We start from the raw sequence: 23,084 nt of genomic DNA on the forward strand, positions 1-23,084 counted from the left end.
CGAACCACCGCGGCCGACGCAGGCTCCGGCCGGCGAGCAGAGGACACCCGATCGAGCAGCAACAGGCCAGTTGACCGGATCAGATCGGCTCGACCGCGATGCGGCTGTGGCAGAGGCGGCGCAGATCATCGACATCGCTGGTCACAACGGTCACGTCGCCGTGCTCCGCATGCGCGGTGGCTGCGAGCATGGCGTCGATGGCGTACTTGTGGCCGTGAAGACCCTCGGCTGCCAGGAGCTTGCTCGCCGCTCGCGCGATGTCCTCCGTCACGGGCCGCACCTTGGTCAGGGAGACGGCGTGGTCGAATGCCGCCTGCAGCACCTTGGGGTCCCGCGCCTCCACGAGTGTGGCCGCGCTCGTCACCACCAGAAGATCCAGCGTGCGGGCGACGTCGAGCCACGCGGTCAGGTCACGATGCCGCCGGGAGAGCTTCGACAGCGCCTCGCTGTCGAGAACGAGGGTGCCGCTCACGCGGCGTCCGCCGGGGCGGAGTCCCCGCGATGAGCGGCATGGTGTGAGCGGATGCGTTCGGCCTTGGCCGCCACGTCGGCCGGATCCACCGGCCCGTGCTCGGCTTCGGCGGCCTTGATGTACTCGTCGATGGCTTCACGCTGGAGCTGCCGCTGCACAGCCTCCTCGATGTACGAGGAGATGCCCTGCTTGCCGGCCCGTGCGCGAATCGCCTCCAGGGTCTCGGTCCGCAGGGAGACGCTGGTGACCCGGGTCCTGCCAGGGCGCGGTGTACTCATACCGAAACTGTAGTACATGATGTGTGAGGCTGCCCGGTGGCCGGCTCCGAAGTCACCGACCACGCCCCTGATCCCGATGCACGTAGGGTCGATCCCATGCGACTGAGCACCGTGATCCTCCCCATCCACCGGTGGGGCGAGGGACAGAAGATCTGGCGGCGGGCCGAGGACCTCGGCTTCCACGCCGCGTACACCTACGACCACCTCTCGTGGCGGTCGTTCCGGGACGAGCCTTGGTTCGGGGCGGTGCCCACGCTGACCGCCGCCGCGACCGCCACCGAGCGGATCCGCCTCGGCACCCTGGTGACCTCGGTCAAGCCTCGTCGCCTATCACATACTGAGTAGCCAGGGAGTGGCGATGTTCGACGGTTGAGCACCCTGGCAAAGCCGCCCAACTCGCCTACGTCATACCGTCGGTGACAATCTTCTCGAAGACGGCCACATCGTCCTCGAAGATCGGGCCAGGGATCGCAAGCGGATGACCAGTTCGTTGATGCTGAGCCGAGCCTCTGGTAGCCGGTCCCGTCGACGAGACTGTCCACCGAGGCCGGCGGCCGCTTTGCCTCCACTTGCAAGGCTCGGGGGCTGAGGCGGGCACGTCGGAGAAGTTGCTGCTTCGCCGGCTCGACTGCGATTTTCTCCAGTTGCGCTGTGATTTCACCAGCACCTGCTCCAGCGGTAAGTCCGCCGGTCCGCACGGATTGCCCTGCATGTCTTGGTCCTAGCTGCCCTCCCCGTCGGCCTGAGCACCTGCGGCCCACCTCAGGAGGGGAGCTTCAGGCGGACTGCCACCCTAGGTTTAGTCGCAGGAAGCCCCGAATGACGGAGTTTAGTGAATTTACGTCTGCGGGATTTCTGAAGATCGCACCAGGAAGATGATCGACCTGCAGGGGGCCATTTCCGTGGACGATCTCATCGTAAGTGGAAGAAATTGCTGAGCCAATAAGCAGATCAGTAGCCTGGTCTATATTCAGTCGAGATTCTGGCCAGCCGAGGACCCCGCCATCGACAACACGCAGAGGAGGAAAGAACCACCATGGATATTCTTTTGCCTGGTTATCCATCAATCGAATCCCATCCGGATCCGCCAAGAGAGAGCCGAAGTGGGAGATCGATCTTAGGTCCTGCAGTCGTTCGCGATTGAGCAGCGACGAGTATAGCAATACCATCCTTGGGATCCTCTCCGCGAAGCTTCGCGCGGGGTCCGCGGTATCCTGCAGTTCGGAATCACCGGAGAGCATCGAGTTAATTGATCCGATTCGAATTTCGGTGTCGAAAGTCACTGCATCGAAGATTGAGGTCACCTGCTCCACTGGTGGACGAAGTGAATTTACATCTGCCTGCGCATTGGCGCCCTCGTCTCGCAACGTCAGTGCTGCAAGCATGAAACGGTACGGAGGGTACAACTCGCGCCAGTCAACAGAGGTGACTCCGCGATGTAATCCGGGCACGGGAGGGTTCAACGCGAAATCGATGAGAGTCAGAACCGTCGAATGAGACAGCTCCCTGCCGGCCACTCTCTGCGCGATGCGATATGGTTCCCCATAATCGCCGCCTAGGGTCCCTCGCCATATTGTCGATAGGGCTGGGTCAATTATCTGCGGGTGCGGCGTCCGGAAGATTTGACCTTCGTCGAGCATCCCGGCACATTCAAGGAGAAGACGAGTAGTCAACGGCTCCTCTCCGCCTGGGAGGAGCGGCGTAAAGCTGTGCACATCCACACAGTCTGAAGTCTGCCGTGGAAGCATGCCCCGTTTTTGCCACTGGCCCCATGTGGTTTCGAGTGCGAGTGAAACGGGCAGTCTCAGATTCGTTCCCTCGTCCCCCGGCTGCCAGTGAAGAGGCTCGGAGCCCAGCAGAAGAGAATAGGTGCGATGCAGAGCTAGCCAGGTTTTCGATGCATTCATCACCTCATGGCCGAAACTTTGGGCAGCCGATCGCGCTCCGCGATCAAATAATCTCGCACCATTCGCTCGAGCCTCCTCCACTCGAGCCAAATCTGAATCATCCAGAGTGCGCAAGGTGCACTCTGCCAGTGCATCTCTGGTTGCTCTGAGAAATGTTAGAAGAACTCCAATGCTTGAGCCGTGATAGCGTACCCAGTGGCTCATCTCGTGGGCATGTGTCATATTCCATGACATGAATGATGTCAGTAGATTTTGCGGCTTTTCGCGCATGTGATCCAGGAATAGCAGCTGACTCCGTAGATTCAGCTCAGCTCCGGATGCGCTGTGCAGGCGAGGTGACGTCACGAATCCGGAACTTCCTCGCCCGGGGTACTCTGGCTTTCTTCCTGCGAGGGATCAACTGGGTCGACCCGTCCTCGATCGCGAGCGCGGTCGACTGCCAAGCGTATTACGTCGTAGATTCCGTTGGTGGCGACCCCGGAAGCTATGGAAATGACAATCTCTGCCAATTGTCCATGCTGAAGCGAACTCCCATTCGAGAGCTCCTTCTGTATTACTTCAATTGCGCAGTGCTGACTTACTATTGGTTCTTGAGCGATTTCTTCCGCGAGGAGCTGCAGGTTCACTGCGCCACCCCTGTAAGCAATCTTGGTCATGTCTGGAGCTTAGGGCACCCGAGGCTACTGGGGGGCGCGTTCGCGATAACGTGAAGGTCGCCGGTCGGGTAGGAGTTTTCTGGCCCGCGGGCATCGCATGCTGAGCGGCTGGAGCGCCCCAAGGCTTACGGCTGAGGGCCTCGGCGAAGTTGATCAACTCAGTTGTGCCAGGCCCTCGGTGGCGATCTTCTCGAAGACCGCGAGGTCGTTCGCGAAGATCGAGTCCGGCACCGGCCAGTGGATCACCAGCTCGGTGATGCCGAGATCCTGGTAGCGGCCGGCCCAGTCGACGAAGGCGTCCAGCGAAGCAAGCGGCTTCTCAGCGGTGGAGCCCTGGAGCAGCACCTTCTCCAGCTCGGCGAAGTCCCGTCCGTGCGCTTCGCAGGCGGTGGCCAGCTTCGCGAGCTGCTGCGCGATCACCACGGGCGCCTGCCCGACCGGGACGTCGGCCGGCCCCTTCGGGTCGCCGTAGGTCACCCAGCCCTGCCCGTACTCGGCCGCCAGCCGCAGCCCGCGCGGCCCGGTCGCCGCCACGTAGAACGGCACCCGCGGCGTCTGCACACAGCCGGGGATGTTCCGCGCCTCGACCGCCGAGTAGTACTGCCCCTGCTCGGTGGTCGCATCCTGCCGCAGCAGCTTGTCCAACAGCGGCAGGAACTCCCCGAACCGCGCCGCCCGCTCCCTGGGCACCCATGCCTCCTGCCCCATCGCCGTCGCGTCGAACCCGACCCCGCCAGCCCCGATCCCCAGCGTCACCCGCCCCCCGGACACATCGTCCAGCGTGACCAGCTCCTTCGCGAGCGGCACGGGGTGACGGAAATTTGGCGAGGTTACGAGCGTCCCCAATCGAAGCTGCTCGGTGGCCGACGCCGCCGCGGTGAGGGTCGGGATGGACCCGAACCACGGCTCGTCCCGGAACGACCGCCAGGAGAGGTGGTCGTAGGTGTACGCGGCGTGGAAGCCGAGGTCCTCGGCGCGCCGCCAGATCTTCTGTCCTTCGGCCCAGCGGTGGATGGGGAGGATCACTGTGCTCAGTCGCATGCCGTCGACCTTACGTCCGAGGGGCGTCAAGCCCTGCCATACTCCTCGAAAGAGCATCTCTGGGTACACCGGGTATCGCGGATGGCATGGGTCCAGGACACGTAGTGGATTCGATGGCCTGGGCCCATGCGGATCAGTCGGACTCTGCCACTGCTTCCGAGGCGGTCCGTGCTTCCCGAAGAGAGTCGGCAATCGCGGCGAACTCGTCCAAGGCAGCCTGAAGGTCCTCGACGATGTCAGCGGCGATCTCCTCGGGCGAAGGAAGCGAGTCGGCGTCTTCCAGGCTGGGGTCGCGAAGCCAGGTGATGTCGAGGTTCACCTTGTCGCGGGCCACCAGCTCGTCATACGTGAAAGCCCGTGGTCATGTGTCGCCAGCTCGCTGGCCGACGCACGCCCCCTTCAGCAGAGCTGCCGGCGGTGGTCCACACTGACTGCTGCCGAGGAACCGACGAGGTGTCTCATTCTGGCCTGCCCTGGCAGGCCGCGAACAGGATGTGGGTGCCGCCGTCGCGGGTGTCAATCCCCTGGAAACGTAGAGTCGTCTCTATGCGGCTTCGTCCCTGCGTTGGGTTTGGGCTCACTTCTGATTGATGATCCGTTCGAACTCTGCCGGCGGTAGGCCTCCGGCTCGGCTGTGGCGTCGTCCGCTGTTGTAGAAGTCGGTGATCCAGGTCGCGATCTTGATGCGGGCCTCGATGCGGAAGGCGAAGCGGCGCCGGTGGAGGTACTCGACCTTGAGCAGCGAGTTGAACGCCTCGGCCGCGGCTTGTCGAAACACGAACCCACCCGCCCCATGGACTGCACCACGCCCAATCTGTCGCACAGGGCGGTGTACGCCCCGGACGTATATTCCGAGCCCCTGTCGCTGTGGAAGATCACGCCGCCCACATCGCTGGCGCGGGTCGCGGCCGCCATCTTCAGCGACGCGCCGACCAGTGCCGCGTCGTGCCGCTCGCCCATCGCGTAGCTCAGACAGCGCCGGGAGAACAGGTCGATCACGGTGGCGACGTACAGCTTCCCCTCGCCGGTGTTGATCTCGGTCATGTCACCGCACCACAGCACGTCGGGCGACACCGCGTCGAAGTGCCGACCCACCAGGTCGCGTGCGGCCTTCCGCTTGCCCTGCCGGTCAGGCCCTTGCGCTTCTTCGGCTCGCGGCCGTACCAGCCGTGCTCGGCCATGATCTCCGCGACGGTGCTCACGGACACCTGCCAGCCCTCGGCCCACAGGTCCAGCGTGATCCGCGGGGAGCCGTAGGTGCCGCCCGAGGCGGTGAATAAGTGCCTGATGCGTTCGGTCAGCGCGCCACGTCTGACCTCGCGCTTCGTCGGGTTCTCAGCGCGGTTGCGCCACTTGTAATACCAGGCCGGTGACACGCCGAGCGCGCGGCAGGCCACGGTGTGAGGGATGTCGTTCTTGGTCCTGCAGTCGCTGATCACCCCGACGAGTGCCGCCGGGTCCGCCTCGGCTACTTCACCCACAGGACCATGCAGCGTTTGAGCACATCGCGCTCCATCTCCAGCTCGACGATGCGCTTGGCTTGCTCCTTCTCCTTCGCGCGCAGTCGCGCAAGCTCCTCACACTCGGATTCCTCCACCGGGCCGGTCCCGCTCTCCGAGACTCGCCGGGCGGCGTGCACCCAGTTCAGCAGTGTGGCCTCGTGCACCCCCAGGTCCCGGGCCACCTGCGCAGCCGACTTCCCGGTCTCCAGCACGATCCGCACCGCCCCCTCACGGAACTCGGCGTCGTACGTACGTCGCTTCCCCACCCTCAACTCCTTATCGGGTCACGACTCCACGGTACGAGGGGAAGAACAGTCTTCGAACGGATCGCCACCGAGGGCCTGGCCCAGCTGGCTTGACCTGCGCCTGAACCCCTCGGGGGCGGCGCCCCGGCGCAGTCGGGTGGCCACGTGGTGGCCACCCGATTGCGGTTCGATCACGACGTGTCCGATTGATGGCCCATTGGGCCGACTTCCGCCGGGAATGCGGTTGTTGCACCGGTCAGCGGACTCTCATAATTCCAGCTGACACGCGTGTCGGTCGGCTGCACGGGAGCACCGGGGGAGGCCCCGAGGGGCCGCGGTCCGAACGCGGAACAGACCGTTCTGCCTGGGGGGAGTCCCTTGACCGTGCCCGAAGACAGCCCAGAGGCCGAATCGGCTGCCAGCGAGAGCCCGGTGACGGCGCCCGAGGCCGCACCCGCGCCCGCACCCGCGCCCGCGCCCGAGGCCGCGCCCGAGGCCGCCTCGACGCCGCAGCCCGCGCCGCACCCCTCCGCCGAGGCCCCGTACCCGGCGCCCGTTCCCGTCCCGGCGCCCGACCCGGTGCTGACGCCGGACCCGGTGCTGACGCCGGACCAGGAACCCCGCCGTACCCAGGGCCGCGCCGCCCGTGTGACCCTCGCCGTGGTCGGCCTGCTGGCCGTCACCGCCGCCAGCACCGTGGTGACGGTCGCCGTCGGCAAGCCGGACGGCAAGCCCCGCGCCGCCGCGGCCGCCCCCGGCGCCGCCCCCGGCGCCGCCCCCGGCGCCGCGCCCGGCGCGTCCGCCTCCGCGACCCCGTCGCCGAGCCCCACCCCGTCCCCCACCCCGTCGGCGAGCACCCCGCCGCCGCCCCCGCCGAAGCCCAGCAGCACCCTGCACGGCACCGTCAACGGTGACCGCCACGGCGGTGACCTGCGGTTCTTCCTGGTCCCGATGCCCGACGGCGCCGAGTCGTACGGCTCGGCGGACGGCATCCAGCTGAGCACCAAGGAACTGTGCGAGGAGTTCGGCAACGCCGACGAGATGCCGGAGATCCTCAAGTCCTACGGGTACCAGGACGACGCGGCCGAACGGCGCTACCGCACCGCCGACGGCAAGCAGGAGGTCCTGGTCCGGATGCTGCGCTTCAAGAACAGCAGCATGGCCCGGGAGTTCGCGAAGGGCATGACCTTCGACTCCGGCGACTCCTTCGACGTCGACGGCGACAGCAACGCCAAGGGCGTCCTGATGAAGCCCGAGCAGGAGGCCTGGACCGGAAAGCTGGTCGGCGTCTCCTCCATCGGCGACATCGAGTACCAGGTCTCCGTCTACGTGAAGGGCACCCCGGACAAGGCCCTGCTGGCGGACGCGATGAAGCGTCAGCGCGATCGGCTGGGCTCCGGTGGCTGAGCCGCGCCCGGCCGAGCAGCCGGACCCCGTACCTGACGCGACCTCATCTGCCCAGGAGCACCCAGTGACCACCGAAACCCCGGAGCCGGCACCGGCTCCCGAGGCACCCGCGGTGCCCGCGGTGCCCACGGCGCCGCCCGGCCCGCCGGCGCCCGCCGACGCGCAGCCCGCTCCCGCCCCTGCCGAGGCCGAGGCCGATGGCGCCGGGGCCGGGGCCGGGGCGGGGGCCGCCTTCACCGTCACCGACGTCGTCGAGGCCGGAACCGAGCCGGGAACCGAGCCCGAGCCCGGGACCGGGACCGCGTCCGCGACCGCTGCCGGGGCCGGATCCGCCGCGCCCGCGCGCCGGATCAGCACCGCGCGCCTGATGGTGGCCGCCCTGCTGATCGGTCCGCTGCTCGGCGCCGTCGGCGGCTACGCCATCCAGGCCGGCCGTGCCCCGACGCCCCTGCCGCCGCTGCAGGTCGGCGCCCCGCACTACCCCGCCACCACGCTCGACGAGCAGGCCGCAGCGGCGACCCGGCCCAAGCCGCTGGCGATCGACGGCGACCTGCGCAAGCTGCTGATCAGCAAGCCGGACGGCGCCGAGCCGTGGGACGACTTCGGCTACGGCGACGACTCCGGCTGGATGTCGATCGGCGAGAAGGCGCTCTCCTACGGCGGCGCCGACCGCCGCTTCCGCTCGATGCTCCAGGCGGGCTTCCGCCGGGACGCCTTCCTGGCCTGGCGGAAGGGCGAGACCAAGTACCTGGTCGAACTGATCCAGTACGACGACGACTCCAGCCAGTCGGCGGTCGGCGACGTCAACGACGCGGCGGACGGTCAGCCACTGGACGGCGGGACCATCAACGGGTACTACAGCGCGTCCGACAAGCAGCTGACGTACGCCGAGAGCACCGAGAAGTACTACTACGGGGAGGCGGTCGCCCGGCGCGGCACCGTCGCGATGGTGATCACCGTCTACTCCCCGACCCAGGTCAACGGCGATGAGCTCAAGGCCCTCGCCAAGCTGCAGTGGGAGCGGCTGGTATGAGTGAGTCCGCAGTGAACCCGGGTACGGCCGAGCCGTCGCCCACCGCCGCCGAGCCCACCGCGGTCGAGGCCGCCCCCGCGCTCCCGGCACCCGGCCGGAGCGAGATCCCGGTCGACGCAGCGAGCCCCGCTGCCGCCTCGGCCGACAGCCCCGCCGACGCCTCACCCGACGCCTCGGCCAGCGGCGCTCTGACCGGTGCTCTGACCGGCGCTCAGGCGGACGTCCCCGCGCCCGTCTGGCCGGCCGCGCCCCGGCCTGCACCGCGCGCCCCCTTCGCCGTCCGCGCCGGGGCCGCCGTGGTGGCCGCCGCGCTCGTCGGTGTCGGCCTCGGCCTCGGCATCCTCAAGGCCGGGTACGGCGAGAGCGACACCACCCCGGTGGCGGCCCCCGCGACCGCGACCCCGACCGCCGCACCGAGCCCCTCGTTCGGCGCCAAGTCCAACGGCAGCCACTTCGGTTCGATGCGCGACCTGCTGCTGCCGGTCCCCGCCGGCTACCGGCTCGGACCCGACTCCGGCGCCTACGGCAACGACACCGAACTGACCGATGACCAGCGCAAGGCGTGGGTCGAGGACGACGTCCGCGCGCTGCCGCCCAAGCTCCAGGACCTGGTCCGCAAGGTCTGGCAGGACACGCCGCTCAAGGGCGCGGGCGTCCGCACCCTGGTGTCCGGCGACTCCGGCACGGTGATCACGGTCTGGCTGCTCCAGTACCACCAGGAGGCCGTCCAGGCGGACAACGCCTGGGAGCAGGCCCTGGGTTCGGACTCGGGCCTGTTCCGGATCGGTCCGGACATCCCCGGCCACGCCGAGGCGCACTGCTACCTCCCGCACCTGCCGCCGGGCTCCCTGGTGGACTCCCTGTCCTGCTCCGCGGCCGAGGGCGACCTCCGCGTGGTGGTGCGGGTCGAGGGTGTCGCCCCGCTGCCCAAGGACAAGGTCGTCACCATCTTCACCCAGCAGCTCGACCGGCTGGCCCGCCCAGGAGCGTCCGTATGACCGACACCACCGCACCCGAGCCCGGGCAGCCGCAGAGCACCGAGGCCACCCCGCTGCCCGAGCAGTTCCGCAAGGCCGAGCAGCAGCCGGCTGCCACCGGGACCCGGACTCCCGAGCGCGCCCAGGACGCCCAGGACGCCCAGGACGCCCACGCACCGGCCGACCGGGCCGACCAGGCCGACCTGGCCGCTCCGGCCGACCCGGCCGCGGACGCCGTTGCCCCGCACCCCCCGGCCCCCGGGCAGCCCTGGGGGCCGCCGCCGATCGGCGAGCCGACCCTGGACGCCTGGTCGCTGTCGGCGGAGGCCCTCCAGGCCGAACAGGCCCGCCGGCTGCGCCGCACCACCATGCTGCGCTGGGGCGGCGCCGCCGTGATCGCGGTGCTCACCGCCACCGCCGCGGCCGTCGCGGTCACCACCCCCGACCGGACCAGCCTGCCCGGCCTGCGCACCCCCAACGACGGCCGGTACGCCTTCCCGCAGCTCACCCTGCCGCCGCTGCCCTCCGGCAAGGCCGAGCCCGCCAAGGCGGGCCTGCACCGGCACTTCGCCGACCTGCGGCAGCTGCTGCTGCCCGCCCCGGCCGGCGCCACCGTCGAACAGCCCGCCGTCGCGACGGCCTCGGCCGGCGCCTCGGCGAGCGGCAGCCCGACCGCCGCTCCGAGCCCGACGGCCTCGGGGGCTCCGGCCTCCCCGGGCGCGCCGGGTGACGGCCCGTCCGCCACTGCGGGTGCGACCGCCGCCGCAGCCGTACCGGCCGCGGCCTGGTCGGACTGCAACGACTACGCGGCGACCGACAAGAACGCCCCGAAGATCACCGCGTCGCTCCTGGAGAGCGCCTGCCTGGCCGCCACCAAGCGGGTGTGGACCGGACCCGACGGCACCCGTACCGAGATCTGGCTGCTGCGCTTCGGTTCCAACACCGAGGCCAACCGCTTCTACGAGCGCGCCGGGACCAAGTCGGAGCCCAAGGACGCGGCCCCGCTCAAGCGTTCCGGCCTGGTCTTCCAGTCGATGCCGACGGTCGCCTCGCAGGCCCGCGCGGCCGACGAGAAGGCGGACGGCAGGCCGGTCGCCGAGGCGGCCGACATCGCGGCCGGCGACGTGGTCGCCCGGATCGTCATGACCAACCCCAAGGGCGTCCAGGAGCAGGCGTTCCGGCAGGTGACCGTCCTCCAGGCCGACCTGCTGGCCTGACCGACCTGCCGGCCTGACCTGCCGGCCCGACCGGCAGGCGCCGGCCGGTGCGCGCCGGTGACGGCCGGTGCCGGTCGGCCCCGGCCGGTGCGCGGCCGCAGCCACGCCGACGACCGCACGCGGACGGCCGGGCCCTCGCCCCTTAGGGGCAGGCCCGGCCTTGTCATACCGCAGGACGACCGGGGGCTCAGCATCCCAGCTCATGCCCGGCGCACCGGCCGGCCACTACGTTGGTCGATGTGTCCACTGTCATCAAGACGGACGGCCTCACCAAGAGGTTCCCCCGGGTCACCGCTCTCGATCAGCTCACCGTGGAGGTGCAGCCCGGAGTGGTCGGCCTGGTCGGTTCGAACGGCGCGGGCAAGTCCACACTCATCAAGATCCTGCTCGGGCTCTCCCCGGCCACCTCCGGCACCGGCCAGGTCCTCGGCCTGGACATCGCCACCGAGGGCCCGGCGATCCGCGAACGGGTCGGCTACATGCCGGAGCACGACTGCCTGCCGCCCGACGTGTCGGCGACCGAGTTCGTGGTCCACATGGCCCGGATGGCCGGCCTGCCGGCCGCCGCCGCCCGCGAACGGACCGCCGACACCCTGCGCCACGTCGGCCTCTACGAGGAGCGGTACCGCCCGATGGGCGGCTACTCCACCGGCATGAAGCAGCGCGTGAAGCTGGCCCAGGCGCTGGTCCACGACCCGCAGTTGGTGCTGCTCGACGAGCCGACCAACGGCCTCGACCCGGTCGGCCGCGACGACATGCTGGCCCTGATCCGCCGGGTCCACTCGGACTTCGGCATCTCGGTCCTGGTCACCACCCACCTCCTCGGCGAACTCGAACGCACCTGCGACCACCTGGTGGTGATCGACGGCGGCCGGCTGCTGCGGTCCTCCTCGACCGCCTCGTTCACCGAGGCCACCCAGCTGCTCGCGGTCGAGGTCACCGACCACCCCGACGACCAGTCGCTGGACGCGGACCGCGCGGTCCGCGAACGCCTTACGGCCGCCGGGCTCACCGTCCGGCCGGACGGCTCCCGGATCCTGCTGGTCGAGATGGCCGGCGAGGACACGTACGACACCATCCGCGACACCGTGGCAGGTCTGGGACTCGGGCTGATCCGCCTGGAGCAGCGCCGCCACCGGGTCGCCGAGATCTTCACCGCCGCCGCGCCGGGCACACCGGCCGACCCGGCCGACCCGTCCCCCGCAGCCGACCCGGCCGACCCGCAGACCGTGGAGCCGCACACCGTGCAGCCGCAGGCCGTGGACCCGCAGACCGCAGACCCGCAGGCAGGAGGTGCTCCCGATGTCGTTGCCTCCTGAGCCCAGGACCGCGCCCGACAGCGGCGTCATCCACAACATCGGCTACCGCGGCTACCAGGGCCCGCGGCTGGGCCGCTCGTACGCCACCCGCTCGCTGTTCGTGCAGAGTCTGCGCGGCGCGTACGGGCTCGGCCGCTCCGGCAAGTCCAAGGTGCTGCCGATGCTGATCCTGGGCGGACTGGGCGCCATCGCGCTCATGATCGTCACCGCCACGCTGATCGCGAAGCAGCAGAAGCTGCTGATGGACTACACCGCCTTCCTCTCCACCTTCGGCCTGCTGATCACGATTTTCCTGGCCGCCCAGGCGCCCGTCCTGATGTCCCGGGACCTGCGCCACAACACGGTGCCGCTGTACTTCTCCCGGCCGATCACCCGGGGCGACTACGTCCGTGCCAAGTTCGCCGCGATGACCGCCGCGATGCTGATCCTGATGGTGACGCCGCTGCTGGTGCTCTACCTCGGGGCCGTCCTCGGCAAGCTCCCGTTCGGCACCAACACCGAGCACTTCCTGTACGCCCTCGTCGCGGCGGTGCTCTACGCGGTGCTGTTCGCCGCCATCGCCCTGCTGATCGCCGCCGCCACCCCGCGGCGCGGCTTCGGCGTCGCGGCCATCATGGGCGTGCTGGTGGTCAGCAACATCCTTGCCACCATCGCGTTCGGCATCAACGGCGGCTTCGAGGGCCAGGAGTCCGCCAACTGGGTCGCGCTGCTGTCCCCGCAGATGCTGGTCGAGAGCGTCGTGAACCGGGCCTTCGGCCTCGGCGGCGACGGCGCGGTCATCCACGCTCCGAGCACCTTCGCGGCCGTGGTCTTCGGGGCCGAGATCGTCACCATCGCGGTGCTGTGCTACGTGTCCCTGCTCCGCCGCTACCGGAAGATCTGAGGGGACGCCATGGCTGTCATCACGATCGACAAGGTCTCCCGCTGGTTCGGCAACGTGGTCGCCGTCAACGACATCAGCATGCGGATCGGCCCGGGCGTCACCGGGCTGCTCGGCCCGAACGGCGCCGGAAAGTCGACCCTCATCCATATGATGAGCGGCTTTCTCGGCCCCTCCGCCGGTGAGGTGACCCTGGACGGCGCGCCGATCTGGCGCAACCAGCAGGTCTACCGGCAGATCGGGCTGGTCCCCGAGCGCGAGTCGATGTACGACTACCTGACCGGCTGGGAGTTCGTCCTCGCCAACGCCGAACTGCACGGCCTCACCGACCCGGGCGCGGCCGCCCGCCGGGCCCTCGCCCTGGTCGAGATGGAGTACGCCCAGGACCGCAAGGCCGGCACCTACTCCAAGGGCATGAAGCAGCGCGTCAAGATGGCCTCCGCCCTGGTCCACGACCCGGACGTGCTGCTGCTCGACGAGCCGTTCAACGGCATGGACCCGCGCCAGCGGCTCCAGCTGATGGAACTCCTCCGCCGCTTCGGCGCCGACGGCCGCACCGTGCTCTTCTCCTCGCACATCCTGGAGGAGGTCGAACAGCTCGCCCGCCACATCGAGGTCGTGGTGGCCGGCCGGCACGCGGCCTCCGGCGACTTCCGCAAGATCCGCCGCCTGATGACCGACCGCCCGCACCGCTACCTGGTCCGCTCCAGCGACGACCGCAAGCTGGCCGCCGCCCTGATCGCCGACGGCTCCACCGCCGGCATCGAACTCGACGGCCAGGAGAAGGCGCTGCGCATCCAGGCGGTCAACTTCCAGGGCTTCACCACCCTCCTGCCCAAGGTCGCCCAGCAGGCCGGCATCCGGCTGTACACCGTCTCCCCGGCGGACGAGTCGCTGGAGAGCGTCTTCTCCTACCTCGTCTCCACCTGACCCCCGGCCCGCCGTGGACCGAGGGCTCCACCTGACCCCCGGCCCGCCGTGGACCGAGGGCTCCTCGTGACCCCGGCCCGCAGCGGGCCCACCCCCGGCGGCCTCCCGCTCGTGAGTCCGCCAGAACGCCGCCAGAAGGGCTGGAACCCATCGTGAACCCGACCGTCGCCAGGCTGACCGTGCGCGGCCTGCTCGGCCGCCGCCGCGGCATCCTGCTGCTGGTGGTCCCCGCCGTGCTGCTGGTGATCTCCCTGCTCGCCCGCGGTTCCGGCCAGGACCGGCACGACCTGGCCACCAGCATCCTCGGCCAGCTGTCGCTCGGCACCCTGGTACCGATCCTCGGCCTGGTGGTCGGCACGGGCGTGATCGCGACCGAGATCGACGACGGCTCGATCGTCTACCTGCTCTCCAAGCCGCTGCCCCGCTGGCAGATCATCACCACCAAGCTGGCCGTGGCCATCGCGACCACCTGGGCCTTCGCCGCCCTCCCCACCCTGCTGGCGGGCCTGATCGTCTACGGGCCCGCCGACGGCCTCGCGGTCGGCTACGCCGTCGGCGCACTCGTCTCCGGGGCCGTCTACAGCGCGCTCTTCCTGCTGCTCGGCGTGGCCACCCGGCACGCCGTGGTGGCCGGACTCGCGTACGCGCTGGTCTGGGAGAGCCTGGTCGGCAACTACGTCGACGGCGCCCGCACGCTGAGCGTCCAGCAGTGGGGCCTCTCGGTGGCCCGGTCGGTCGCCTCGGACGGCATGATCAACTCGGACGTCGCACTCGGCACCGCGGTGCCCCTGCTCATCGGCGTGGCCGTCGCCGCCACCGTGGCAGCCTCGGTCAAACTGGCCGGCCTCACCCTCGTCTCGGAGGAGTGACCCCCGCCCGGCCGCCGCGCACCCGCGCGCGGCGGCCGGTGCGGCCAACCGGACCCCGGCGGACCGGCCCCGGGCCGGCCGGTCAGACCGTACGGTTGCGGCCCGCGCCCCAGCCCGCCACCGCCGCGCCCCCGGCCAGCACCAGCATCAGGACCAGCGGCACCGTCCAGCCCCCCGTCACCTGGTGCAGCGCACCCGCACCGACCGGGCCGGACGCCGCCACCAGGTACCCCACCGCCTGGCTCATCCCGCCCAGCCGGGCGGCACCCGCCGGGGTACCGGTCCGCAGCACGATGAACGCCAGCGCCAGGCCGAACGAACCGCCCTGCGCCACACCCAGCACCGCCGCCGCGGCCCACGCCCCGGACACCGGGGTCAGCAGCAGCAACGCGATACCGGCCGCGTTCAGCCCGGCCATCGCCACCGCCAGCACCCGCTGACGGGTCATCCGGCCCGCCAGCAGCGGCACCAGGAACGCCCCCGCCACCTGCAGCAAGTTGCTGAACGCGAAGACCAGCCCCGCCTCGCCGCGGTCCATCCCATGGTCGGCCAGGATCGTCGGCAGCCACGCCACCAGGATGTAGACCAGCAGCGACGAGATACCCATGAAGGCGCTGATCTGCCAGGCCAGCGCGGACCGCCAGACACTCCCGGTCCCGGCGGCCGACCGACCAGCCCCCTGAGCCGCTGCCTGAGCCGTCGCCGGAGCCGCCGGAGCGGCCGGCCGTACGGCGCCCGCAGCCTGGCGGGACCGCAGCAGCTGCGGCAGCCAGGCCAGCGCCGCCACCACCGCCAGCAGCGACCACGCGCCGAGCGAGGCCTGCCACCCGCCGCCCAGCGCCTTCTCCAGCGGCACCGACGAGGCGGCCGCCAGCGTGGCGCCGACCAGCGTCGCCGTCGAGTACAGCCCGGTCGCCGCGGCCGCCCGGTCCGGGAACTCCCGCTTCACCAGGCCCGGCATCGAGACGTTCAGCACCGCGATCGCCACCCCGATCACCACGCACCCGAGGTACAGCGCGACCGCCGACGGCATCACCCGCACCAGCACCCCCGCACCCAGCGTGAGCACCGCGCCCAGCACCACCCGCTCGGTACCGAACCGCCGGGTCAGCCGGGGAGTCAGCGGTGCGCCGACCCCCTGGAACAGCGCCGGCACCGTCGTGATCAGACCGCTCGCCGTCGCCGACAGGTGGAAGGTCTGCTGGATCTCCGCGAGCACCGGAGCGACCGCCGCCAGACAGGCCCGCATGTTCAACGCGACCAGCACGATGCCGGTCAGGAACAGCGCGGGGTGCGCAAGCGTGGTGCGAGTACGGAGGGAAGCGGTGGCAACCGGCTGCTGGGTGCGGGTGACCGACATCAGGTGGTGCTCTCTCTGGAACGGGCGGATCAGTGGCGGGCGGAGCGCGCCGACGGCGGTGGTGGCACCGGGCCGGGCGACATGCAGGGCGAAGGCGCGGTGGGCGGGCAACCCGGCGGCAGGAGTCCGGAGCAGGAGTCCGGGGCAGGAGTCCGGGGGCCGTGACGGCCTCCGTCCGGACGGTCGCGCGCCGGGCCGGCCGGGCAGGTGCCGCGCCCCTACTTCCGGGCGGCGATGGCGGCGAGCAGCTGCTCCACGGCGGCCGTCGGCTCCGCGAGCAGCTCACGACAGGCCGTCTCGGCGCGGTCGGGATCGCCGCTCTCGATGGCGTCGACCAGCGCCGCGTGCGTCGCGATCACCACCTCGGGCATCTCGTGGTCCCCGAACGCCGCCCGCATCGACTCCCGCACCGAGGCGCCGAAGTACCGGTAGACCTCGCCCAGCGCAGGGTTGTGCGCGGCGTCGACCACGGCGGTGTGGAACTCCAGGTCGTGCTCGACGGTCGCCTCGCGGCCGGTCCGCTCGGGATGCGCCGCGAGCACCTCGGCCTCCCGGGCCAGCGCGGCCCGCATCCGGGCGATGTCCTCGGGCGTGTGGCGGACGGCGGCCAGCCGGGCCGCCTCGGCCTCGAGCGCGGCCCGGACCTCCAGCACGTCCCGCACACCGGACCGCTGCACGCCGCGCAGGACGGCCGCCGGGTCACTGGTGCTGCGCACGAACGTGCCCTCACCCTGCCGGGAGACCAGCATCCCGGCGTGGACCAGCACCCGGATCGCCTCCCGCACGGTGTTGCGGCCGACCTGCAGACGCTCGGCCAACTCGTGCTCGCTGGGGATCTTCGTACCGACTGGCCAGGTGCCCGCGCTCAGCTGCTCCCGCAGCTGCTCGATCGCCGCGTCCACCAGGGAACGGCGTCCGGCAGCCTGCAGGCCGTCATGGGAACCGGTCATGGGACGCGTCCTTCCTGGTCGGGCTGGGCTGGTCGGGCGGGCTGGGCGGGCCGAGCCGGCCCGTGGGCTCGGCGGGGCTTCGGCGGGGCTTCGGCGGGGCTTCGGCGGTCATCCTACAAGTGCTTGCCCGGTCATCCTACAACTGGCTGGGCGTGTCGCCGTTCGCGCCGTCCGTCCGGGCGCGCCGCCGTTCTCGCAGGCTGGTCGGCCGGCCAGCCGTTCGGGCGCGCCGCCGCCGGCACCGGCCGTCAAGGCTCGCCGGACCCTCGCCCGTCCGGGGCGCCGGCCCGCTGCGGGCCCCGCGCCGACCAGGCGGGACCCGGTGCCGGGGGCACCGGACCCCGGGACCGAACGTAGAGTCCTCACCGGCACGTTGAACGGAGTGAGGCGGGCCACGGGAACCGCCCCGGCGCGGGCTGCGTTTCTCCGATCACCCGTGTACCGATTTTCCGCCCCTCACTGGAGTCAGGCCTCATGGTGTTCAAGAAGCTGCTGGGTGCGCTCGGCGTCGGCGGCCCCACCGTCGACACCGTCCTGTCCACGCCGGTCGTCCAGCCCGGCGGCCGGATCCAGGGCCAGGTCAACCTGGTCGGGGGGACACAGGACGCCGAGATCACCGGGATCACCCTGACCCTGGTCGCCCGGGTCGAGATCGAGCACGACGAGGGCGAGAGCACGGGACTGTCCGCGTTCGCCCGGTACGGCGTCAGCGCACCGTTCCGGCTGGCCCCGGGCGAGCAGCGGTCGATCCCGTTCAGCGTCCCGGTGCCCCACGAGACCCCGCTGACCAGCTTCGTCGGCTGGCAGCTGCCCGGGATGGCGGTCGGCGTACGGACCGAGGTCGAGATCAGCGGCGCGCGCGACAAGGGCGACGCGGACCCGCTGGGCGTCGCTCCGCTGCCCCTGCAGCAGCGCGTCCTGGACGTCTTCACCGCGCTCGGCTTCCGGCTTCGCAGCGCCGACCTGGAGGCCGGACACATCCGCGGTACCGCCCAGCGGCTGCCGTTCTACCAGGAGATCGAGTTCGCGGCGGCACCGCAGTACGCGCACCTGTGCCACGCCGTGGAGCTGACCTTCGTCACCGACGAGTCCGGCACCGAGGTGGTGCTGGAGTTCGACAAGCGCGGCGGCGACGTGATCCACCAGCACCGCCTGGAGCACTCCGCGGCCGACCAGGACCTCACCCCGGTCGTCGACGGCTGGCTCCAGCAGGTGGCCAAGGGCTACGGCCACGGACACGGCGGCCACGGTGATCATGGTCACAGCAGCCACAGCAGCCACAGCAGCCACGGCGGTCACGGGGGAGCGGGTGCGGCGGCGGTCGGCGCCGCGGCCGGGCTGGTCGGCGGCTTCGTCCTCGGCGAGGCGATGGAGGAAGTCTTCGAGGACTTCTTCGAGGGCTGACCGCCCGCGAGGGGCCCGGGACTCAGGCCGAAACGGTCAGCCGAGGCCCGGCCCGTGACTCCGCAATGATGCCTTTATATGCTCCGCAGAAGTTCTACGCGTCGGTACTGCACTCGGTGCGTTGCTGAGGCTCCGTGTTGCTGCCGTCGGTGAAGGGTGTACGCATGGCAGGCCAGAGGGCGGGGGCGTCCGGCCAGGACGCCGACTGGTGGCGCGACGACGCCCCGGACCAGGGTGGCGGCGGCTACCGCCATGATGCCCCGCACCGTGACGACGCCCCGTCCGCGGGCGGCGCGTCGGTGGTCGGCCAGCGACGGCGCAGACCGGATCAGGCCCCGGCCGAGGCCGCCCGGACGGGCGGCCGCGCCGAGGCCCGCCGCGCCCAGCAGGGCCGCGGCGGCAACGGTGGTTCCGGCCACGGCGGACCGGGTGGGTCCGGCGGGCCCGCGGGCCAGGCCGGTGGCGGCCGTGCGGCAGCCCGTGCCCGCAAGAAGCCGCGCAACAAAAAGAAGATCATTATCTGGACGGCGGTCGGCGCCATCAGCCTGGTCGCCGCCGCCGGTGGAGCCGTCTACCTCAAGCTCAACGGCAACATCCAGTTCTTCAGCAACGACGCCCTCAGCTCCGACCGCCCGGCCGCCGCCGCCCCCGACGCCCAGGGCCGGACCCCGATCAACGTCCTGCTGATCGGCTCCGACTCCCGGGACGGCGCCAACCGCGACCTCGGCGGCGGAGAGGACGGCGGTGCCCGCTCGGACACCACGATGCTGCTGCACGTCTACGCCGACCACAAGCACGCCGTCGGCGTCTCCTTCCCCCGCGACGCACTGGTCGACATCCCGCCCTGCAAGCTGCCCAACGGCAAGTGGACCAAGCAGCAGAGCGGCGTCATGTTCAACAGCGCCTTCTCGGTCGGCAACACCGACCAGGGGAACCCCGCCTGCACCCAGAACACAGTCGAGAAGCTCACCGGCATCCGGGTCGACCACACCATCGTGATCAACTTCTCCGGGTTCGCCGCGATGACCAGCGCCGTCGGCGGCGTCAACGTCTGCCTGCCGAACGCGATCTACGAGGGCGACCTCAACCCCAACCTCGGCCACAAGGGCAAGCAGCTCTACCCCAAGGGCGAGCAGAAGGTCGAAGGCCAGGCCGCCCTCGACTACGTCCGGCTGCGCCACGGCATCGGCGACGGCTCCGACATCGGCCGGATGAAGCGTCAGCAGGCCTTCATGTCCTCGCTGATCAAGCAGGTCAAGGGCGCCGGTATGGACCCGACCACCCTGCTGCCGCTCGCCGACGCGGCCACCAAGTCGCTGCTGGTGGACGAGGGGCTCAACAGCGCGGCCAAGCTGATGAGCTTCGCGCTGACGATGAAGGACATCGACCTACACAACATCAAGTTCCTGACGACGCCCTGGAAGTTCGACAAGGAGCGGGTCGCCCTGGTCTACCCGGACGTCAACCAGCTCTGGGCCGCGCTCAAGGCCGACCGGACCCTGGACGGCCAGGACGCCAGCGGCGGCACCGCGGCCCCGGCGGACAGCTCCCCGGCGGCCCCCACCCCCGCCGCCGACCCGGGCACGGCCGCACCCGCCACCGTCAAGGGCACCGGCATCAAGGTCGGTGTGTACAACGGCACCACCACCCCGGGCCTCACCACCAAGGCGTCGGCCACCCTCAAGACCTCCAAGTTCACCGTCACCGGCACCGGCAACGCGGCCCAGCAGAACCACGACACCACCGTGGTCCAGTACGGCCCCGGCGAGAAGGCCAACGCCCAGACGGTCGCCTCCCTCTTCCCCGGCGCGACCCTGGAGGCGAGCAGCAAGTCCGGCATCAGCCTGGTGCTCGGCAAGGACTACGCCTCGGCCAACGGCGGCGCCGCCGGAGCGGGCACCCCCGCCGCACCCGGTCCGCTGCCCAGCTCGGTCGCCCAGGACGCACGTTCCGCGGACGACGACCCCTGCTCCAACGTCTCGTTCGGCTGACCCTGGCCGCTCCCCGGCGGCCCGGCACCGGTGGCCGGTCACCGGCGGGCCGGCCACCGGCCCTGACGTGAACGGCGACGGGCCTCGCACTCACCGAGTGCGAGGCCCGTCCTGGTCCGCGCGCCCCGCGCGCGGACCGGAGGCGGCTCAGCCGAGCCCGAACACCCGCTCCAGGACGACGGCCACGCCGTCCTCGTCGTTACCCGCCGTCACCTCGTCGGCGATCGCGCGCAGTTGCTCGTGCGCGCCGGCCATGGCCACGCCGTACCCCGCCCAGTTGAGCATCGGGATGTCGTTGGGCATGTCACCGAACGCGATGGTCTGTGCGGCCTTCGCACCCAGCCGATGGGCGGCCAGCGCCAGCCCGGTGGCCTTGGTCAGGCCGAGCGGCAGGATCTCGACGATCCCGGGCCCCGCCATGGTCACCCCGACCAGCGCACCGGCCACCCGGTGGGCCGCCTCCGCGAGGGCGTCGTCACCGAGCTCCGGGTGCTGGATGTACAGCTTGCTGATCGGAGCGGTGAACAGCTGATCGGCCGCCACCCGGGCGACCGGCAGGTCCGAACCGATCTTCAACTGGAAGCCCGGACCGGCCAGCACCTCGCCGTCCAGCCCGTCCTGGTTGGCGGCCACCGCGAGCGGACCGGTCTCCGCCTCGATCTTCGCCAGCGCCAGGGCCGCCAGCTGCCGGTCCAGGGTGAGCGAGGTCAGCAGCTTGTGCGCCCCCGCGTCGTACACCTGCGCGCCCTGGCCGCAGACCGCCAGACCTGTGTAGCCGATCTCGTCGAAGACCGGCCTCGCCCACCCCGCCGACCGGCCGGTGACGATGATGTGCCGGGCGCCGGCGGCCGTGACGGCCGCCAGCGCCGCGAGGTTGCGCGCGGAGACCGACTCGGCGCTGTTCAGCAGGGTGCCGTCCAGGTCGGTGGCGACCAGCCGGTACGGCAGGTCACCACCGGGACCGTCGGACGAGGGCGCCGCCGGGGCCTGCGCCGCGGAGCGTCCGGAAGAGGAGTCGGGGCGGTGGCCGGTCGTGCTCATCTTCCGTACGTCTCCAGGGAGTTGCCGTGCAGGAGGTGCCGTGCCGCAGCGGCGGGTGCGGCTGCGGCGGGCAGGTGCTGCTACTTGACGGGCTCGATCACGGTGCGCCCGCCGAGGAACGGACGCAGCGCCTCGGGGAGGACCACCGAACCGTCGGCCTGCTGGTGGTTCTCCAGCAGCGCCACGATCACCCGCGGCACGGCGACCAGGGTGCCGTTCAGGGTGGCCAGCGGGCGGACCTTGCCCTCCTCGCGCATCCGGATCGACAGGCGCCGGGCCTGGTACTCGGTGGTGTTGGAGGTCGAGGTGACCTCGCGGTACTTGCCCTGGGTCGGGATCCACGCCTCGATGTCGAACTTCCGCGCGGCCGAGGCCCCGAGGTCGCCGGAGGCGACGTCGATCACCCGGTAGGGCAGCTCCAGCGCGTTGAGGAAGTCCTTCTCCCACTGGAGCAGGCGGCGGTGCTCGGCCTCGGCGTCCTCGGGCGTGGTGAAGACGAACATCTCCACCTTCTCGAACTGGTGCACCCGGATGATGCCGCGGGTGTCCTTGCCGTACGTCCCGGCCTCGCGGCGGAAGCAGGAGGAGAAGCCCGCGTAGCGCAGCGGCAGCTTCTCCGCGTCCAGGATCTCGTCCATGTGGTACGCCGCCAGCGGGACCTCGCTGGTGCCGACCAGGTAACGGTCGTCCTCGGCGAGGTGGTACACGTTCTCCGCGGCCTGGCCGAGGAAGCCGGTACCGTCCATGGCCGCCGGGCGGACCAGCGCCGGGGTGATCATCGGGGTGAAGCCCGCGGCGTCGGCCTGTGCCATCGCCATGTTGACCAGGGCGAGCTCCAGCAGCGCGCCGACACCGGTCAGGTAGTAGGACCGGGCACCGGCGACCTTGGCGCCGCGCTCGGTGTCGATCGCGCCCAGGATCTGGCCCAGCTCGACGTGGTCCTTGGGCTCGAAGCCCTCGGCCGCGAAGTCGCGCGGGGTACCGATCTCCTCCAGGGTGACGAAGTCCTCCTCGCCACCCACCGGCGCGGCCGGGTCGATCAGGTTGGCGAGCGAGCGGAGCAGGCGCTCGGCCTCCTCCTTCGCCGCGGCCTGCTCGGCGTCGGCGGCCTTGACCTCCTCCGCCAGCGCCTTGGTCCGCTGGAGCAGGGCGGTCTTCTCGTCGCCCTGGGCCTTGGGGACCTGCTTGCCCAGCGTCTTCTGCTCGTTGCGCAGCTCGTCGAAGCGACTGCCCGAGGACCGACGCCGTTCATCGGCGGAGAGGAGGGCGTCGACGAGCTCGACGTCCTCGCCACGGGCGCGCTGCGAGGCGCGCACTCGGTCAGGGTCCTCACGGAGCAGGCGAAGGTCAATCACGGGAGTCAGCCTACCGGTGAGAGGCTCCCGAGAAGTAAATGGTTTCGGCTCCCGCCGCCCGGCGCCGCGGCTGCTGTCCCGGCCTCCTGCCTCCCGCTGTGCCCGGGTGGCGGGCAGCGGAGGGTGGGGGCCCCGGCTACGCGTCGCCCCGAGGCGCGGCGTGTGTCATCCTGCGCCGAGCCGATCGCCGGCCCGGTGCGGCCGCGGGTCCGCGGTGGAGTCCCGCCCTGGGGATAACTCGCCCGAACCT

The 23,084-nt window shown here is 70.9% G+C and carries 23 protein-coding genes and 2 pseudogenes; 11 read left to right on the forward strand and 14 right to left on the reverse strand.

What is annotated here, in order from left to right; translation table 11 throughout:
* Positions 1-79: 79 nt before the first annotated feature.
* Together AC2TEW_RS02160 and AC2TEW_RS02165 are read right to left on the reverse strand one after the other, a co-directional pair.
* Positions 80-472, reverse strand: coding sequence for a type II toxin-antitoxin system VapC family toxin (locus tag AC2TEW_RS02160; protein WP_484621523.1), 393 nt, complete (start codon positions 470-472; stop codon positions 80-82).
* Positions 469-750 (reverse strand): hypothetical protein, encoded by a 282-nt coding sequence (locus AC2TEW_RS02165; protein WP_484621524.1) that lies wholly within the window; start codon positions 748-750, stop codon positions 469-471. Before AC2TEW_RS02165 ends, AC2TEW_RS02160 begins: the two co-directional genes overlap by 4 nt.
* Before the next feature lie 96 nt (positions 751-846).
* Between AC2TEW_RS02165 and AC2TEW_RS02170 the strand changes: the two are divergent.
* Positions 847-1,062, forward strand: a pseudogene (locus AC2TEW_RS02170) (LLM class flavin-dependent oxidoreductase); the annotation flags it as partial.
* Positions 1,063-1,526: 464 nt separating this feature from the next.
* Here AC2TEW_RS02170 and AC2TEW_RS02175 read toward each other — a convergent pair.
* The 8 genes and pseudogenes from AC2TEW_RS02175 to AC2TEW_RS02210 all read right to left on the reverse strand — a co-directional run bounded on the left by AC2TEW_RS02175 (position 1,527) and on the right by AC2TEW_RS02210 (position 6,122).
* Positions 1,527-2,135 carry a hypothetical protein gene (locus tag AC2TEW_RS02175; RefSeq protein WP_484621525.1) on the reverse strand — a complete coding sequence of 203 codons (609 nt, stop codon included), beginning with the start codon at positions 2,133-2,135 and terminating at the stop codon, positions 1,527-1,529.
* Between the two features lie 863 nt (positions 2,136-2,998).
* Complete coding sequence (locus tag AC2TEW_RS02180) at positions 2,999-3,313, reverse strand: hypothetical protein (RefSeq protein WP_484621526.1); 315 nt, start codon at positions 3,311-3,313, stop codon at positions 2,999-3,001.
* A 153-nt stretch (positions 3,314-3,466) separates the two neighbouring features.
* Positions 3,467-4,354 (reverse strand): LLM class flavin-dependent oxidoreductase, encoded by an 888-nt coding sequence (locus tag AC2TEW_RS02185; protein ID WP_484621527.1) that lies wholly within the window; start codon positions 4,352-4,354, stop codon positions 3,467-3,469.
* A 133-nt stretch (positions 4,355-4,487) separates the two neighbouring features.
* A complete protein-coding gene (locus AC2TEW_RS02190; RefSeq protein ID WP_484621528.1) occupies positions 4,488-4,688 on the reverse strand; it encodes a methyltransferase in 201 nt (66 codons plus the stop codon).
* A 243-nt stretch (positions 4,689-4,931) separates the two neighbouring features.
* A complete protein-coding gene (locus tag AC2TEW_RS02195) occupies positions 4,932-5,132 on the reverse strand; it encodes an integrase core domain-containing protein (RefSeq protein WP_484621529.1) in 201 nt (66 codons plus the stop codon).
* A gap of 56 nt (positions 5,133-5,188) precedes the next feature.
* Positions 5,189-5,398, reverse strand: a pseudogene (locus AC2TEW_RS02200) (DDE-type integrase/transposase/recombinase); the annotation flags it as partial.
* Positions 5,395-5,835 carry an IS3 family transposase gene (locus AC2TEW_RS02205; protein ID WP_484621530.1) on the reverse strand — a complete coding sequence of 147 codons (441 nt, stop codon included), beginning with the start codon at positions 5,833-5,835 and terminating at the stop codon, positions 5,395-5,397. The gene AC2TEW_RS02205 and the pseudogene AC2TEW_RS02200, both read right to left, overlap by 4 nt.
* On the reverse strand, positions 5,823-6,122 hold the full coding sequence (locus AC2TEW_RS02210; protein ID WP_484621531.1) for a transposase: 300 nt from the start codon (positions 6,120-6,122) through the stop codon (positions 5,823-5,825). Before AC2TEW_RS02210 ends, AC2TEW_RS02205 begins: the two co-directional genes overlap by 13 nt.
* A gap of 411 nt (positions 6,123-6,533) precedes the next feature.
* Between AC2TEW_RS02210 and AC2TEW_RS02215 the strand changes: the two genes are divergently transcribed.
* The 8 genes from AC2TEW_RS02215 (at position 6,534) to AC2TEW_RS02250 (ending at position 14,733) form a co-directional block, all read left to right on the forward strand.
* Positions 6,534-7,508, forward strand: a complete 975-nt coding sequence (locus tag AC2TEW_RS02215) for a hypothetical protein (protein ID WP_484621532.1) — start codon at positions 6,534-6,536, stop codon at positions 7,506-7,508.
* A gap of 64 nt (positions 7,509-7,572) precedes the next feature.
* Positions 7,573-8,541 carry a hypothetical protein gene (locus AC2TEW_RS02220; RefSeq protein ID WP_484621533.1) on the forward strand — a complete coding sequence of 323 codons (969 nt, stop codon included), beginning with the start codon at positions 7,573-7,575 and terminating at the stop codon, positions 8,539-8,541.
* Positions 8,538-9,539, forward strand: a complete 1,002-nt coding sequence (locus AC2TEW_RS02225) for a hypothetical protein (RefSeq protein ID WP_484621534.1) — start codon at positions 8,538-8,540, stop codon at positions 9,537-9,539. Before AC2TEW_RS02220 ends, AC2TEW_RS02225 begins: the two co-directional genes overlap by 4 nt.
* Entirely contained in the window at positions 9,536-10,735 is a 1,200-nt protein-coding gene (locus tag AC2TEW_RS02230; protein ID WP_484621535.1) for a hypothetical protein, read from the forward strand. Before AC2TEW_RS02225 ends, AC2TEW_RS02230 begins: the two co-directional genes overlap by 4 nt.
* Before the next feature lie 239 nt (positions 10,736-10,974).
* Positions 10,975-12,054, forward strand: a complete 1,080-nt coding sequence (locus AC2TEW_RS02235) for an ABC transporter ATP-binding protein (RefSeq protein WP_484621536.1) — start codon at positions 10,975-10,977, stop codon at positions 12,052-12,054.
* A complete protein-coding gene (locus tag AC2TEW_RS02240; RefSeq protein WP_484621537.1) occupies positions 12,038-12,937 on the forward strand; it encodes an ABC transporter permease in 900 nt (299 codons plus the stop codon). The genes AC2TEW_RS02235 and AC2TEW_RS02240 overlap by 17 nt, the downstream gene beginning before the upstream one ends.
* A gap of 9 nt (positions 12,938-12,946) precedes the next feature.
* Positions 12,947-13,864 (forward strand): ABC transporter ATP-binding protein, encoded by a 918-nt coding sequence (locus AC2TEW_RS02245; protein WP_033823626.1) that lies wholly within the window; start codon positions 12,947-12,949, stop codon positions 13,862-13,864.
* A gap of 149 nt (positions 13,865-14,013) precedes the next feature.
* The gene (locus tag AC2TEW_RS02250) at positions 14,014-14,733 is read left to right on the forward strand and encodes an ABC transporter permease (protein WP_484621636.1); all 720 of its coding nucleotides are present in this window, start codon (positions 14,014-14,016) and stop codon (positions 14,731-14,733) included.
* A gap of 82 nt (positions 14,734-14,815) precedes the next feature.
* Here AC2TEW_RS02250 and AC2TEW_RS02255 read toward each other — a convergent pair whose 3' ends face one another.
* Both AC2TEW_RS02255 and AC2TEW_RS02260 read right to left on the reverse strand, forming a co-directional pair.
* A complete protein-coding gene (locus AC2TEW_RS02255; protein ID WP_484621538.1) occupies positions 14,816-16,204 on the reverse strand; it encodes a CynX/NimT family MFS transporter in 1,389 nt (462 codons plus the stop codon).
* Between the two features lie 107 nt (positions 16,205-16,311).
* On the reverse strand, positions 16,312-17,043 hold the full coding sequence (locus AC2TEW_RS02260) for a FadR/GntR family transcriptional regulator (RefSeq protein ID WP_484621539.1): 732 nt from the start codon (positions 17,041-17,043) through the stop codon (positions 16,312-16,314).
* 474 nt (positions 17,044-17,517) lie between these two features.
* On the opposite strand from AC2TEW_RS02260, the gene AC2TEW_RS02265 reads away from it, so the two are divergent.
* The gene (locus AC2TEW_RS02265) at positions 17,518-18,447 is read left to right on the forward strand and encodes a sporulation protein (protein ID WP_484621540.1); all 930 of its coding nucleotides are present in this window, start codon (positions 17,518-17,520) and stop codon (positions 18,445-18,447) included.
* A 164-nt stretch (positions 18,448-18,611) separates the two neighbouring features.
* Positions 18,612-20,438: an LCP family protein gene (locus AC2TEW_RS02270; RefSeq protein WP_484621541.1), complete on the forward strand. Its 1,827-nt coding sequence runs from the start codon at positions 18,612-18,614 to the stop codon at positions 20,436-20,438.
* A 147-nt stretch (positions 20,439-20,585) separates the two neighbouring features.
* Here the strand turns inward: AC2TEW_RS02270 and AC2TEW_RS02275 are convergent, their stop codons facing one another.
* Positions 20,586-21,479, reverse strand: coding sequence for an HAD family hydrolase (locus AC2TEW_RS02275; RefSeq protein ID WP_484621542.1), 894 nt, complete (start codon positions 21,477-21,479; stop codon positions 20,586-20,588).
* 80 nt (positions 21,480-21,559) lie between these two features.
* Positions 21,560-22,834, reverse strand: coding sequence for a serine--tRNA ligase (serS, locus tag AC2TEW_RS02280; protein ID WP_082526962.1), 1,275 nt, complete (start codon positions 22,832-22,834; stop codon positions 21,560-21,562).
* Positions 22,835-23,084 lie beyond the last annotated feature (250 nt).

It is taken from the genome of Kitasatospora sp. NEAU-CNBT7 (assembly GCF_057220535.1).

Excerpts from the sequence above, each read along its gene's own strand:
- AC2TEW_RS02165 (WP_484621524.1), bottom strand. The coding sequence starts at position 750 with ATGAGTACACCGCGCCCTGGCAGGACCCGGGTCACCAGCGTCTCCCTG.
- AC2TEW_RS02175 (WP_484621525.1), bottom strand. The coding sequence starts at position 2,135 with ATGCTTGCAGCACTGACGTTGCGAGACGAGGGCGCCAATGCGCAGGCA.
- AC2TEW_RS02180 (WP_484621526.1), bottom strand. The coding sequence starts at position 3,313 with ATGACCAAGATTGCTTACAGGGGTGGCGCAGTGAACCTGCAGCTCCTC.
- AC2TEW_RS02185 (WP_484621527.1), bottom strand. The coding sequence starts at position 4,354 with ATGCGACTGAGCACAGTGATCCTCCCCATCCACCGCTGGGCCGAAGGA.
- AC2TEW_RS02225 (WP_484621534.1), top strand. The coding sequence starts at position 8,538 with ATGAGTGAGTCCGCAGTGAACCCGGGTACGGCCGAGCCGTCGCCCACC.
- AC2TEW_RS02230 (WP_484621535.1), top strand. The coding sequence starts at position 9,536 with ATGACCGACACCACCGCACCCGAGCCCGGGCAGCCGCAGAGCACCGAG.
- AC2TEW_RS02240 (WP_484621537.1), top strand. The coding sequence starts at position 12,038 with ATGTCGTTGCCTCCTGAGCCCAGGACCGCGCCCGACAGCGGCGTCATC.
- AC2TEW_RS02245 (WP_033823626.1), top strand. The coding sequence starts at position 12,947 with ATGGCTGTCATCACGATCGACAAGGTCTCCCGCTGGTTCGGCAACGTG.
- AC2TEW_RS02260 (WP_484621539.1), bottom strand. The coding sequence starts at position 17,043 with ATGACCGGTTCCCATGACGGCCTGCAGGCTGCCGGACGCCGTTCCCTG.
- AC2TEW_RS02265 (WP_484621540.1), top strand. The coding sequence starts at position 17,518 with ATGGTGTTCAAGAAGCTGCTGGGTGCGCTCGGCGTCGGCGGCCCCACC.
- AC2TEW_RS02270 (WP_484621541.1), top strand. The coding sequence starts at position 18,612 with ATGGCAGGCCAGAGGGCGGGGGCGTCCGGCCAGGACGCCGACTGGTGG.
- AC2TEW_RS02275 (WP_484621542.1), bottom strand. The coding sequence starts at position 21,479 with ATGAGCACGACCGGCCACCGCCCCGACTCCTCTTCCGGACGCTCCGCG.